The organism is Kitasatospora herbaricolor (genome assembly GCF_030813695.1).
Classification (GTDB): domain Bacteria; phylum Actinomycetota; class Actinomycetes; order Streptomycetales; family Streptomycetaceae; genus Kitasatospora; species Kitasatospora herbaricolor.
Map to the genome: position 1 here is coordinate 4609131 of NZ_JAUSVA010000002.1, position 13258 is coordinate 4622388.

The following is a 13258-nucleotide window of genomic DNA, read 5'->3' on the forward strand; positions in this document are numbered from 1 at the left end:
GATGGACGCAGCTATCCGCATCATCCGTCGCCTAGCGTTTGTTCGTGATCAACCATCCGGCGGGTCCACCCGCTCAGCCGGTACTCGACCCGCGCCCCGACCCGGCCGACGGCCCCGGCGCCGAGGGCCGCCCCGCGCGGCCCGGCCCGGCCGGGAGCCGACGGGCCCCGCGCCGCCGCAGCCGGCCGCGGACCCGCCCCGGCCTGGCCCGCCCGGCGGTGCTGCTGGCCGCCTTCGTCTGCGCGGCCTGCGGCCTGGTCTACGAGTTGGAACTGGTCGCCCTCGGCAACTACCTGATCGGGGACTCGGTCACGCAGACCTCCGTCGTGCTCTCCGTGATGGTCTTCGCGATGGGCCTCGGCTCCTTGCTCGCGAAGCGGTTCACCCGGCGCCCGGCCAGCGCCTTCGCCCTCGTCGAGTGCGCGCTGGCGCTGGTGGGCGGGCTCTCGGTGCTCACCCTGCACGCCTGGTGGGCCTGGTTCGGCGGCGCCCAGGCCGCGATCGTCGCGCTGACCGGGGTGATCGGCGTCCTGATCGGCGCCGAGATCCCGCTGCTGATGACCCTGATCCAGCGGATCCGCCGGGAGGACGCCGGCCGCGCCGTCGCGGACCTGTTCGCCGCCGACTACGTGGGCGCCCTGGTCGGCGGGCTGGCCTTCCCCTTCCTGATCCTGCCCGCCTTCGGCCCGGCCGCCGGCGCGCTGGCCACCGGGGCGGTCAACACCCTGGCCGGCGGCGCCGTGGTGCTCTGGCTGTTCCGCGACGAACCGGAGCCCCGAACCCGCGCCCTGCTCTGGACGGGCTGCGGCCTCGTCCTGGTCACCCTGGCGGCCGCGGCCGCCTGCTCCGGCGCGATCGAGCGGGCCGCCCGGCACGCGCTGTACGGCGCGCAGGTCCGCTTCGCCGCCCAGAGCCGCTACCAGGAGATCGTGCTGACCGGCCCGGCCGGCGCCCGCCCCGGCACCGGCACCGGCCCGGACCAGCCGCTGCGGCTCTATCTGGACGGCCGGCCCGCCGTCTGCGGCCCCGACGAGTACCGGGGCAACGAGGCGCTGGTCCACCCGGCCATGGGCGCCGGCCCGGACGCCCGGGTGCTGCTGCTCGGCGGCGGCGACGGCCTGGCGCTGCGCGAGGTGCTGCGGCACTCGGGGGTGCGCAGCGTCCGGCTGGTCGAACCGGACCCGGCGCTGACCGGCCTGGCCCGCAACGACCCGGCGCTCGCCGCGCTGGGCGGGCACTCGCTGGACGACCCCCGGGTGCGGATCACCCACGCCGATCCGCTGGAGTGGCTGCGCAGTGCGTCCGGCGGGCGGGCCGAGGGCCCGTTCGACGTGGTCCTCTCCGGCCTGCCCGCACCGCCCGAGGCCCGCGGGGCGAAGTTCCAGTCCCAGGAGTTCCTCGGGCTGGCCGCCCGGGTGCTCGCCCCGGGCGGGCGGCTGGCCGTCCGGGCCGGCTCCTCGGAGTCCGGGCTCTGGCCGGTGGAGTCGGGCCTGCGGGCGGCCGGCCTGCAGACCCTCCCGTACGGGATCGCGGCCGGTCCGGCCGCCGGCTGCGGTCCGGCCCGCCCGCAGGGGTTCCTGCTGGCCGCCGCCGGGCGGCCCTGCCTCGCCCTGGCCGCGGACGCGCCGCTCCCCCGTTCACTCACCGAGGCCGGCCTGCGCGCCGCCGCCGAGCGGCTGGCGGGCGACCGGCCGGCCCGGGCGCCGGCCGCCTCGACGGTGCTCGGCCTGCGCCGGCACCCGCCCGCGGGCCCGGCCGGGCCACCCCGCCGGAGCGCCCCACCGGCCGGCGAGGGGCCGCCGTGACGACCCGCCGGGTGGCCGTCCGGACGCCCGCGGGCGGGCCGCCGCGGGGCCGCCGGGGTCGTCCGTCACCGGCGCACGGGCCCGGAGACCCCTCACAACCCGGCCCGGTGGGTAGGCTCGCAGACATGGAGCATGAGGTTGTCGTCCCGATGCCGGCCGCACTGGTCCGGCAGGCCCTGCAGGATCCGGCCCTGCTGGCCCGCTGCGTCCCCGGTCTGAGCACCGAGCCGGCCGCTGCGGGCAGCGGGCAGGCCGAGGAGATCAGCGGCCGGCTGCGGCTGCGGATCGGCACCTCGACGATCACGTACCGGGGCGTGCTGTCCCTGATCGAGGGCCGCGAGGGAGTCCTCACCGCGTTCGCCGAGGGTCAGGAGGCCCGGGGCAGCGGCGAGGCCACCGCGACCGTCCGGATCGCGGTCCGCCCGGGCGGCGCGGCCGACGGCGCCGACGGGGGCGCCGAGGCCGGCGCGGACAGCGCCACCGCGACCGTCCGGTTCACCGGCGACCTGAGCGCGACCGGGCGGCTGGACGAGTTCGACGCGGAGACCCTCGCCGCCACCGGGCGCCGGCTGCTGGACCGCTTCGCCGCCGCACTGGCCTCCGCCGGCGACGGCCTGCCGGAGGAGGACGAGGGCGAGGAGGCCGAGGAGGAGGCCGCCGAGGGCCCCGGCGCCACCGTGCTGTTCCTGGAGGACCGCGCCCAGGCCGCCGAGGACGGCGAGGACGCGGCGACCGGGGGGAACGAGGGCGAGGACGGGTCCGCAGGTGCGGCCGGTGCCGCGGCGGCGGCCGACGCGGCCTTCGAGGAGGCCTTCGACGGCGACTCGCTGGACGACGACCTGTCCGACCTGATCGCCTTCTCGGACGCCGACGCCGAGCGGTTCGGTCTGCCCACCGGCGGCGAGCAGGAGACCGGGCAGCCGGCCGACGCCTCCGCCGACCTGCCCTACGACTACGACCAGGACCAGGCGCTCACCGGCCCGGTGCGCCGCAGCATCGTGGGGCGCTCGGCCGAGGAGGTCGACCACGCCCCGCCGCGCGGCCGGTACGCCCCGGCACTGCCCGCGCGCAGCGCCCGGGCCCGGGCCGCCTCCCGGTGGGGCGGCGACGCCGGCGGCGCCGTCCCGGGCGGCCGGGCGGCCGTCCCGTGGATGATCGGCGGCGGGGTGGCCCTGCTGGGCGGCGCGGTGGTGCTCGTCCGGGTGCTGCGCCGGCGCTGACCACGGGCCAGGATCACCTGGGCCCGGATCGCCGGGCCAGGATCGCCGGACCTGCCGGGTCGGCCCGCGTCCCGTCCGCCCGGCCGGACCGCCCGCCGACCCGGCGGACGGTCCGGCGGCGGGACGGCCTCTAGACTGGCTGTCCATGAGCAACGACCTGAGCAACGACCGCGACGCCCTGCTGGCACAGATCAAGGACAAGGCCGTCGTGCACGGCAAGGTCACCCTCTCCTCCGGGCTGGAGGCGGACTACTACGTCGACCTGCGCCGCATCACGCTGGACGCCGAGGCGGCGCCGCTGGTCGGCAAGGTCATGCTGGACGCGACCGCCGACCTGGACTACGACGCGGTGGGCGGCCTGACCCTGGGCGCCGACCCGGTGGCGGCCGCGATGCTGCACGCCGCCGGCGCCCGCGGCCGGAAGCTGGACGCCTTCGTGGTCCGCAAGGCGGGCAAGGCCCACGGCCTGCAGCGCCGGATCGAGGGCCCGGACGTGAAGGGCCGCCGGGTGCTGGCCGTGGAGGACACCTCCACCACCGGCGGCTCGGTGCTCACCGCCGTCGAGGCCCTGCGGGAGGCCGGCGCCGAGGTGGTCGGCGTCGCGGTGATCGTGGAGCGCGGCGGCGAGGAGGCGGTCCGGGCGACCGGCCTGCCGTACCGCACCGCGTACAACCTGGCCGACCTCGACCTGGGCTGAGCCCGCCACCCGGCCGGCACCGGCGCACGCGCCCGGCGGCGCGGCCGGGCTGTGGACGCACCGGAAAGCCCCGCTCTGTTTCACGTGAAACAGAGCGGGGCTTTCGTCAGCTCCGGCGGGGGCCCGGGCACCCCGGGCGGCGGTCAGCCGCGGCGGTGACGCCCGCCGGCCTGGACGGCGTCGGCCTCCTCGGCCGCCACCGGGCCGCCGGCCTTCTTCTTCTTGCGCTCGCGCATCACCTCGACCAGCACCGGCGAGATCGACAGCAGGACGATCAGCAGCACGGCGGGGATCAGGTACTTGTCGATCACCGGGGCCAGCGCGTCGCCGAAGAAGTAGCCGATCAGCAGCATCGACTCGGTCCACAGCACGCCGCCGACCACGTTCCACAGCAGGAAGGTCTTTGCGGGCATCTGCAGGGTGCCGGCGACCGGGTTGAGGAAGGTCCGCACGATCGGCATGAAGCGGGCCAGCACCACCGCCTTGCCGGGACCGAACTTCTCGAAGTACTCCTCGGCCTTTAGCACGTACTCGCGGCGGAAGATCTTCGACTCCGGCTTGTCGAACAGCCGGGGGCCGACCCTGACCCCGATCAGGTGGCCGAGCTGCGCTCCCGCGACGGCCGCCAGGGGCGCGCCGATCAGCAGCGCGGCGATCGGCAGCCGGGCGCCCTCCCCGAGCACCGAGGAGGCGGCGCTGGAGGAGGCGACACCGGCCAGGATCAGCAGGGAGTCACCGGGGAAGAAGAATCCGACCAGCAGGCCGGTCTCCGCGAAGATGATGGCGATCAACCCGATCGCGCCGAGCGACGAGATCAGCGATTTGGCGTCGAGCAGGTTGACGGCGAGCTGGTTGTAGTCCACGGCCGCAGGATAGCGGGCCCGCATTGCCGGAGTCCTCAGCCTCCGGGGCGGCGACGGGTCATCCGTTCGTAGCATGCGGGGGCCGGGCGTCCGACTGGCGGGCCCTTGGTGGACCGCGGGGGCAAGTCTGGGAAGATGGCACCGGCATCCGGCCCGTGGTAGCGAACACCCTCTTCGTGACACCGCGGCGGCAGCCCCGAAGCCCGGTACCAGAAAGCCGTGTCGCAGAGCCGCGTCGGCCCCCGGTACCTCAGGTCGTACCGAAGGCGTACACAGCGTCGGACATCACCGTCCGTACGCCGCAACCCGACAGGAGCGGATTCGCATGCCCATCGCAACTCCCGAGGTCTACAACGAGATGCTGGACCGGGCCAAGGCGGGCAAGTTCGCCTACCCGGCCATCAACGTCACCTCGACGCAGACCCTGCACGCGGCCCTTCGCGGCTTCGCCGAGGCGGAGAGCGACGGCATCATCCAGATCTCCACCGGTGGTGCGGAGTTCCTGGGTGGCCAGCACAACAAGGACATGGTGACCGGCGCCGTCGCGCTGGCCGAGTTCGCCCACATCGTGGCCGCGAAGTACGACATCACCGTCGCGCTGCACACCGACCACTGCCCCAAGGACAAGCTGGACGGCTACGTCCGCCCGCTGCTCGCGATCTCCGCCGAGCGCGTGGCCAAGGGCCTGAACCCGCTGTTCCAGTCGCACATGTGGGACGGCTCGGCCGAGACCCTCGCCGACAACCTGGCCATCGCGCAGGAGCTGCTGGCCCAGGCCGCCGCCGCCAAGATCATCCTTGAGGTCGAGATCACCCCGACCGGCGGCGAGGAGGACGGTGTCTCGCACGAGATCAACGACGAGCTGTACACCACCGTCAACGACGCCGTCCGCACCGCCGAGGCCCTCGGTCTGGGCGAGAAGGGCCGCTACCTGCTGGCCGCCTCGTTCGGCAACGTGCACGGCGTGTACAAGCCGGGCAACGTCGTCCTGAAGCCGGAGCTGCTCGCCGAGCTGCAGAGCTCGATCGGCAAGCAGTACGGCAAGCAGGACCCGTTCGACTTCGTCTTCCACGGCGGCTCGGGCTCCACCGCCGAGGAGATCGCCACCGCGCTGGAGAACGGCGTCGTGAAGATGAACCTCGACACCGACACCCAGTACGCCTTCACCCGCCCGATCGCGGACCACATGTTCCGCAACTACGACGGCGTGCTGAAGGTCGACGGCGAGGTCGGCAAGAAGAACACCTACGACCCGCGCACCTGGGGCAAGCTCGGCGAGGCCGGCATGGCCGCCCGCGTCGCCGAGGCCGCCCAGAGCCTGCGCTCGGCCGGTACCCGCCTGAAGTAGTGCGACCGGCCTGCGACGAGCAGCGCCGACCGTCCTTCGCGCCCCCGGCCCGGACCTCGCGTCCGGGCCGGGGGCGCGGCGCGTTCCGGGCCCGGGAGGCCCGGCACCGCCACACCGTGGCCACGGCACCGCCACCCGCTGATGGTTCACTGGGGGCATGAGCGCACACGAGAACCCCTTCGCGGGCCAGAACCTCCTCGGCGGCCCGGCCCCGACCCACCTGCCCGTCGAGACCGCTCCGCTGGAGCTGCTGGCCGGCGGCGCCTCCCCCGCCGAGGTGGCGGCGAAGTACCCGACCTCCTCCCTCGCCTGGGCCCAGCTCGCCGACGACGCCTTCGTCGCGGGCCGGGTCGTCGAGTCGTACGCCTACGCCCGCACCGGCTACCACCGCGGGCTGGACTCGCTGCGCCGGGCCGGCTGGAAGGGCCACGGCCCGGTGCCGTGGGAGCACGAGCCCAACCGCGGCTTCCTGCGCGCGCTGCACGCCCTCGGGCGCGCGGCCGCCGCGATCGAGGAGAAGGGCGAGGCCGAGCGCTGCACGCAGTTCCTGCGGGACAGCTCGCCGACCGCCGCCGACACCCTGGGCTGATCGGCCCGGGCGCGCCCCCGCCCCCGTCCTCCGGCCGTCCGGCGGCCGGGCGGCGGGGGCTTCGTGCATACCGGGTATGTGGACACGGCGCCGCGGCCGTGCCAAGGTGAACGGGCGACGGGGGCGCGCAGCAGGTTTCGTACGCCCTCTCGGCCCTGCCCCCGGACCAGGAAGCGTACGCCGTGCGAACTGCCCCACCCGCCCCGAAGAGCGCGCGGCCCGGCCGGGGGCGACGACGGCGAGTCCGGCGGGGACGGGGCCCCGGCATCGCCGTCCTGGTGGCCGCCGCGACCGCCCTCCTCGGCGGTACGGTCTACGCCCTCGCCGGGCCTCCCGCACCCGACCAACGGGCGGCCCCCGGCGCCCGGCCGCCGGCCACCGCGGCCCCCGGCGCCGCACCCGGGGCCACCCCGTCGGCGGACGCGGCGTCCCGGGACGACCGGCCGGCCGGTGACCGGCCCGTCACCGCCGCCCCCGCGCCGCCGCACGGCGCCGAGCCGCACCCGGCCGGCAGCCCGCCCGAGCCCTCCCCCGCCGTGCTGACGGCCACGCCCACCGCCCCGGCCGCGGACCCGGTGCGCGGCTCGGGGACCTTCACCGTCGCCGGCGCCACGGGCGACCAGGCCGGCACCGGCACCGTCCGCCGCTACCGGGTCGAGGTCGAGGACGGCAGCGGGGTCGACCCGCAGGCCGCCGCCGCCCAGATCCAGGGCATCCTGGCGGACCGGCGGGGCTGGACGAACGACGGCCGGAACGCCTTCCGGCCGGTGGCCTCCGGCCCGTACGACTTCACCGTGAAAATAGCCTCGCCCGACACCGTGGACCGGATCTGCGGCGCCGCCGGCCTGAACACCCACGGCGAGGTCAACTGCAACGTCGGCGACCAGGTGGTGGTCAACGTCAAGCGCTGGAACACCGGCTCGCCGCAGTTCGACGGGCCCATCGACGAGTACCGCGCGCTGATCGTCAACCACGAGGTAGGGCACCGGATCGGCCACGGGCACGAGACCTGCCCGGGCAAGGACAAGCCGGCCCCCGCGATGATGCAGCAGATCTACGGCCTCAAGGGCTGCCGGCCCAACGCCTGGCCCTACGGCGCGGACGGCGGCTACCTCGGCGGCCCGGCCGTGCCCTGAGCCGCGGGCGCCCCCGGGCGGCGGCCGCGCCCGGCCCGGCGGCGCCCCCGGGCGATCAGCCGATCAGCCCGCCCATGTGGCCGTCCTCGGCCAGGCCCCGCCAGGGCCGCCGTTCGGACGCGAAGGCCGCCGGATCGATCTCCGTCAGCAACTCCTCCAGCAGCCCCTCCAGCAGCGCCGACGGATCGAAGACCGGCCGGCCGCCCCGGCGGGGCCCGGCCGCGCCGCGCTCGTGCTCCGCCCGGATCCGGTCCACCGTCCAGCACATGTAGAGCAGTGCCGAGAGGTCCTGGTTCAGGTAGGCCTCCGGCCAGCCCTCCTCGCCGTCACCGGCCGTCACCTCGACCCGCCCGGTCCGGCCGTCCAGCACGATCTCGCAGTCGTAGGGCCAGCTGCCGATCCGCAGGAAGTCCCGCTGGTGCGGGCGGTCGTCCTCGGCCTCGTCCCGGTCCTCGTCGAACCGCCACGGGTCGGCCTCGACCAGCGGGACGAGCTGCCGCGACAGGTCCCGGAGCAGGCGATGGCCCGCCGGCAGCCCGGCCCCGGCGAGCAGCCGGGCGGTCGGGCCGTGGGTCAGGGCCGCCGGCAGCCCCGCCGCCGGGTGGCGCACCGGCTCGCCGAGCTCGGCCACCAGTTCCGGCACCAGGTCGAAGGCGAGCCCCGTGCCGTCCCCGCGCGAGGCGCCCCAGCGCAGCCCCTCGGCCCGGACGAGCGTGCTCCAGTACGGCGCCGAGCCGTCCGCGGCGAACAGCGCCGGGTCCAGCTCCCGCATCCGCTGCTCGGCCGCCGCGATCACGTCGCGGCAGGCCGCCGGCCCGCGCCGGAGCGGCCCGGACGCGGGATCGGCGGCGCCCCGCCGCAGGCCGTCCGCCTCCCGCAGCAGGCGGACCAGGGTGGCCAGGTCGGAGGCGATCAGGTCCAGCTCCGGCTCGGCCGGGGGCCCCGGACGCCGGGCGGCCAGGTGGACGGCTCCCCCGACCGCGTCCAGCACCAGCAAGCCGTCCCCGTACGTCGGCGCGCCGATCACCAGCAGCCGCCCGCCGTCCAGGACGTCCCCGCCGAGCACCTCGGACAGCGTCGGCCAGGGGGCCTCCGCGTCGGCGTCCAGCTCCAGCCCCGCCGCGCGCGGCGGGAGCCCCACCCGGGTCAGGAATCGCCGGCTGGGCTCGTGGACCAGCGCGCCGGGCAACAGCCCGGCCGGCAGCCGGCGCACCTGCGCCGACCCGAACCATCCGTCCAGCTCCCGCGCCGTCACCGGCGCCCGCATGCCGTCCATCCGCTACCCCGCCCCCAGTCGCACGGCCACCGGGCCCTCCGGCCCGCCGATGATCAGAAGTCCCCCGGCCAGGGCCAGCGACCAGACCGGGGATCCCAGCCGCAGGTCGAGGACGCCGTCCGGGTCGTCCGGCCACCGCACCCTGACCAGCCCGTCCTCCCAGGCCGCGGCCACCACCGGACCGGCCGCGCCGACCCCGGCGGCGACCGCCGTGACCGGGCCCTCGCGCCGGTCGGCGGCCCCGGGCATCGGCTCGGAGCGCGGGCCCCAGAGCCGGACGGCGCCGTCGAAGCCGCCGCTCACCAGCAGTGGGAAGCCCTCGTCGGACATCCCGTCCCCGTGCATCGCCGCCCCGGCGAGCGCGGTCACCGGGCCCTGGTGCAGCTGCTCCCGGCGCACCTCGCCGTCCTCGTACCAGCACACGCCGCCGGCCACGTCGCCGACCGCCGGCGCCGCGCCGGACAACCCCGCGACCGCCGCCAGCGCGCTGAGCTCGCCGGCCGCCGCGCCGCGCAGCCGCTCCAGCGCCTCGCCCAGGGCGTACGGGTCGAGGCCGGGCCCGGGCCGCGGCGGCGCCAGGAGTTCGGTGCGGCCCCCGGCGTCGAGCAGCACGACGGTACCGCCCGGGGTCACGGCGAGCGCACGCAGCGGCCGGGGGCCGGGCACCAGCAGGGTGCCCGGGCGGCCGCCGGCGGCGTCGGCCGTCCGGACCGCGCCGGTCGGGCCGGCCAGCAGCACCTGCCCGGCGTGGACGCCGTGCCCGGCGGCCAGCGCGGTGACCGGCCCCGGCCAGGCGTCCCCCGCGGACGGCCAGAGGGCCCAGACGCCGGCCCAGGCGGCGGGTACGGCGGCCAGCCTGGCGACGGCGGCCTCGTCCACGCCGAGCAGCCGGGCCCGTAGCGTGGCGGCCCGCTGGGCGGGGTCGGGCTGCTCGACCAGCGCCGGGCCGGCCGCCCACCAGGCCCGGGCCACGGTGCCGTCCTCGCCCTCCAGTGCCGCCGTGACGGCCACCGGCCCGGCCAGCACCAGCAGCAGCGGGTCGGCCTGCATCCGGCCGGCGCCGCCCTCGCGGGCCGCGGCGGTCCAGAACTCGGAGAGCAGGTCCTGCTCCGTCCGCAGGAGGTCGGGCGTGCCGTCGGGGCGGACCGGGATCCGGGCGGCCAGTTCGCCCAGCGAGGCCGGCCGGGGCGGCCCGGAACGCCCCAGCGCGGCGGCCGCGTTGGGGTACGCGCCGGGGTCGCCGCCGTGCCCGAGGCACCAGGCGCCGAAGCGCTCGCGGTCGGTCCACTGCGGGTCGTCCAGCTCCATCACGGCCGGGGCCGGGCCCGGGCCGAAGGCTGCCGCCTCGGGGCTGCCGGTGACCGCCTCGACGACCAGGCGGACCTGCGGCAGCTCCAGCAGCGGCCGCAGCAGCCCGGTGACCAGGGCGGCCGGGTCGGCGGCCCGGTTCAGCCCGGGGACGCAGATCACCGTGGGCCGGCCGTCCTCGGCCAGCGCGGCGGTCAGTTCCCGCGCGGTCCGCGCGGACAGGCCGAGGCGGTGGGCGAGCGACCAGACGGCGGAGCTGAGGGAGTGGCCGGCGGCCGGCAGCACGGCCCTGATCCGGCGGGCGGCGGGGGTCCGCGGTGCGGTGCAGCCGGTCACCAGCCAGTCCAGCAGGTGGCTCTTGCCGATGCCCGGCGGGCCCGACAGCCGGCAGAGCCGCGGCGCCCGGGCGTCGTCCAGCCAGCCGAGGAGGGCCAGTCCGGCCGGGTGGCGGCCCGCCAGGAGGGGCGGGATCCGCCGGCCGTCCGTCGTCATGCCTGCCCCTGTCCGTCAGCGCCGCCGGCCTGCGGGACGCCGCCTCGCCGGGGCGGGCGTCCGTCGGGCAGCACGCTCTCCCATCAACGCTATGAGCATACTTACTGGGCGTCACTCGACCCGGGCCACCCGCAGGGTCATGACAGCCGGGGGCCGCCGGACGCGATCAGTTCCGCTGAAGCCGGGACCACCACCAGCCCCGGGCCGGACTCGGAAGCACCGAGGCAACGAGTTCCGCGGGCCGGACTGCCGGACCCGCGAGGAAATCCCCGCCGAAGTCCCGCCGGAATCCCCGCCGAATCCGCCGGTGCTCCGCTGCGAAAGGCAGCGCGTCCGTCCGGCCCGGGCAATGCGCAAGGGATTCCTCCGTCGTCCCACGAGCCGCCCGGCGGCGGGCCGTGCCGGCCGCACCCCCCGGCGCCGACCCCCGCACCACCGACAGCACCCTTGGACGGCACCGACGGCGTCCACGGGTGCCACCCGGAACTCCGGCGGGAATCCCGGGGACGAAATCCACCGGCAGCGCCCAATTCCCGTCCGGTCGTCCACCCGGCGGGCCGGAGTTGCCTCCCCCGGGCCGTGGCGCCGGGCCGTTGCGGACGCCCGGGCATTCCGGGCCGGATTTCCGGGAATACCCGCCCGGAGTCGCGTCCTGACGGCCGGCCGGGCACGCTCCGCACCGGGCCGCCCCCACCCGGCCGTCGCGGCGCCGGCCACGCCGCCCGGCGCCGCAACTCCCCCTTGCCCAGGGCTTGCAGGGTGGTAACGTCCGGATGAAGCACCATCCGGACCGCCTCCCGCGAGAGGCCCGGGGTCCGGTGCCGGCAGGCCACCGGACCCGCCCCGGAGAACAGCAGAGGAGCGCCATGGCCCGGGTCACTCCCGAAATGTTCGATTCGGTGTTCTCCGCCGACCAACTCGTCCGGATTCCCGGCGGATCCGTACCCGTACGGATCACGCACGGGCCTTCGCGGGAGTACTTCACCGGGATCGGGTTCCCACTGATCCGGGACTGGCTCTACCTGTCACCGGTGGACGAACCGTCCGGCGAGTTCCCGGACCTCGGGGCGGTCCGGCCCGAACTCGACGAATTCATCGACATTCCGGGTGGTGCCAAGGAATGGCTGCTCGTCGGGCACCTCGGCCCCGACCTGTTGTTGCTCGACGGGGCCACTGGTCGCGTCCATGCCATAGTGAACGGCTCGGACGAGATCACGCCCGTCCACGAGAACCTGCAGGAACTGGGCTTCTTCCTCTACGTGATGCAACGCGAGCGAACCCTCTTCTACGGTCCGTACGAGGACACCGACGAGAGCGAGGACGTCCGCGGCGCCATCGATCTGGTCCGCGCCGAACTCGCCGCGGCCGGGCCCGGCGCCTTCACCGGGCCCGGGGCCAGCTGGCCCCGGCTGCTGCGGGAGTTCAAGGACGAGTGGGTCGAGTACGCCCCGGCCGTGAGCGGACCGCAGGCCGGCGCCTCGTACCCCGGCGAGCACGACTGGTGGGCACCCCCGCACCTGGCCTGAGCCGGCCCGTCGGCGCGCCGCGGTACGGACGGCATGACCGGCCGTCAGTTCAGCACCGGGAGAAGGCCACTGATGTCGCTGCGCTCGCCGCTCGCCGAGACCGCGGCCTCCTCGACGGCCGCCGCCCAGCCGATCCGGCCGGTGGCCAGCCTGATCCAGGTCAGCGGATCGGTCTCGACGACGTTCGGCGGGGTGCCCCGGGTGTGCCTGGGCCCCTCCACCGCCTGCACCACGGCGTACGGCGGAACCCTCAACTCCACCGAACCGCCCGGCGCCCGGGCGGCCAGCGTGTCGGCCAGCAGCCGGACCACCGCCGCCACCGCCTGCCGGTCGTGGGGGAAGGCCGGCAGGCCGAGCGCGTCCGCGAGGTCGTCCGCGTGCACGACGGTCTCCACCAGCCGGGTGACCAGCATGTCGGAGAGCGGCATCGAGCCCAGCCGGATCTCGAACCGTCGCGCGGGGTCTGCCACTTCGGGCCCGCCGAGCAGCGCGAGCAGCTCCTCCGCCGCGGCGTCGAACCCGGCCGCCACCTCGGCCGGAGCGCCGTCGAAGGCCTTCGCGGTGTACTCCCGGGTACCGGCGTCCAGCAGCGGCGCCACCGTGCCCACCCCCGTGACCCACTGGGCCAGGCTCAGGGCCGGCGCCCCGCGCAACGGCTCCTGGAGGTGCCGGGGCACCCAGGCGATCTGCAGGGCGAGATGGGCCACCAGCTCCCGCACCCGCCACTGCCCCAGCCGGGTCGGCAGGGCCAGTCGCCGCTCGGCGTCCGGGGCGGCGCACAGTTCGTGGACGACGGCGCGCAGCGCACCGACCTGCGCGGCCAGCGCGGTGCGCACCTTCACGGGGTCGTAACTGCGGGTCTTCGGCGGCATACCGGCAGGCTACCGCCCCCCTGTCCGCCACAGCCGGGCAGCACCGGCGGCCGGCGGACAAGCCCCGGGCGGGCCGGGAACGGCCGAAGGGCGGCCCGCGCCTCAGCGCGGACCGCCCTTCGGATC

At 76.5% G+C, this 13258-nt stretch carries 11 protein-coding genes; 7 read left to right on the forward strand and 4 right to left on the reverse strand.

Features of this window, described 5'->3' with window-relative positions:
- Positions 1-44: 44 nt before the first annotated feature.
- The 3 genes from J2S46_RS20580 (at position 45) to pyrE (ending at position 3722) form a co-directional block, all read left to right on the forward strand.
- Complete coding sequence (locus tag J2S46_RS20580) at positions 45-1805, forward strand: polyamine aminopropyltransferase (RefSeq protein ID WP_370882210.1); 1761 nt, start codon at positions 45-47, stop codon at positions 1803-1805.
- A 125-nt stretch (positions 1806-1930) separates the two neighbouring features.
- Entirely contained in the window at positions 1931-3025 is a 1095-nt protein-coding gene (locus tag J2S46_RS20585; protein WP_191288558.1) for an SRPBCC family protein, read from the forward strand.
- Positions 3026-3170: 145 nt separating this feature from the next.
- Positions 3171-3722, forward strand: coding sequence for an orotate phosphoribosyltransferase (pyrE, locus tag J2S46_RS20590; RefSeq protein WP_073929141.1), 552 nt, complete (start codon positions 3171-3173; stop codon positions 3720-3722).
- Positions 3723-3865: 143 nt separating this feature from the next.
- Here the strand turns inward: pyrE and J2S46_RS20595 are convergent, their stop codons facing one another.
- Positions 3866-4585, reverse strand: a complete 720-nt coding sequence (locus J2S46_RS20595; protein WP_229912215.1) for a DedA family protein — start codon at positions 4583-4585, stop codon at positions 3866-3868.
- Between the two features lie 325 nt (positions 4586-4910).
- Here J2S46_RS20595 and fbaA point away from each other — a divergent pair, with 325 nt between their 5' ends.
- The 3 genes from fbaA to J2S46_RS20610 all read left to right on the forward strand — a co-directional run bounded on the left by fbaA (position 4911) and on the right by J2S46_RS20610 (position 7658).
- Positions 4911-5933: a class II fructose-bisphosphate aldolase gene (fbaA, locus tag J2S46_RS20600; RefSeq protein ID WP_191288556.1), complete on the forward strand. Its 1023-nt coding sequence runs from the start codon at positions 4911-4913 to the stop codon at positions 5931-5933.
- Positions 5934-6090: 157 nt separating this feature from the next.
- A complete protein-coding gene (locus tag J2S46_RS20605) occupies positions 6091-6522 on the forward strand; it encodes a DUF3151 domain-containing protein (protein WP_073929143.1) in 432 nt (143 codons plus the stop codon).
- Positions 6523-6704: 182 nt separating this feature from the next.
- On the forward strand, positions 6705-7658 hold the full coding sequence (locus J2S46_RS20610) for a DUF3152 domain-containing protein (RefSeq protein ID WP_370882211.1): 954 nt from the start codon (positions 6705-6707) through the stop codon (positions 7656-7658).
- A 55-nt stretch (positions 7659-7713) separates the two neighbouring features.
- Here the strand turns inward: J2S46_RS20610 and J2S46_RS20615 are convergent, their stop codons facing one another.
- A complete protein-coding gene (locus J2S46_RS20615) occupies positions 7714-8934 on the reverse strand; it encodes an SUKH-4 family immunity protein (RefSeq protein ID WP_191288555.1) in 1221 nt (406 codons plus the stop codon).
- A gap of 3 nt (positions 8935-8937) precedes the next feature.
- On the reverse strand, positions 8938-10734 hold the full coding sequence (locus J2S46_RS20620; protein WP_191288554.1) for a hypothetical protein: 1797 nt from the start codon (positions 10732-10734) through the stop codon (positions 8938-8940).
- A gap of 887 nt (positions 10735-11621) precedes the next feature.
- Between J2S46_RS20620 and J2S46_RS20625 the strand changes: the two genes are divergently transcribed.
- Positions 11622-12260, forward strand: a complete 639-nt coding sequence (locus J2S46_RS20625) for an SUKH-4 family immunity protein (RefSeq protein ID WP_191288553.1) — start codon at positions 11622-11624, stop codon at positions 12258-12260.
- A gap of 44 nt (positions 12261-12304) precedes the next feature.
- Here the strand turns inward: J2S46_RS20625 and J2S46_RS20630 are convergent, their stop codons facing one another.
- Positions 12305-13132, reverse strand: a complete 828-nt coding sequence (locus J2S46_RS20630; RefSeq protein WP_191288552.1) for a maleylpyruvate isomerase family mycothiol-dependent enzyme — start codon at positions 13130-13132, stop codon at positions 12305-12307.
- Between the last annotated feature and the right edge of the window lie 126 nt (positions 13133-13258).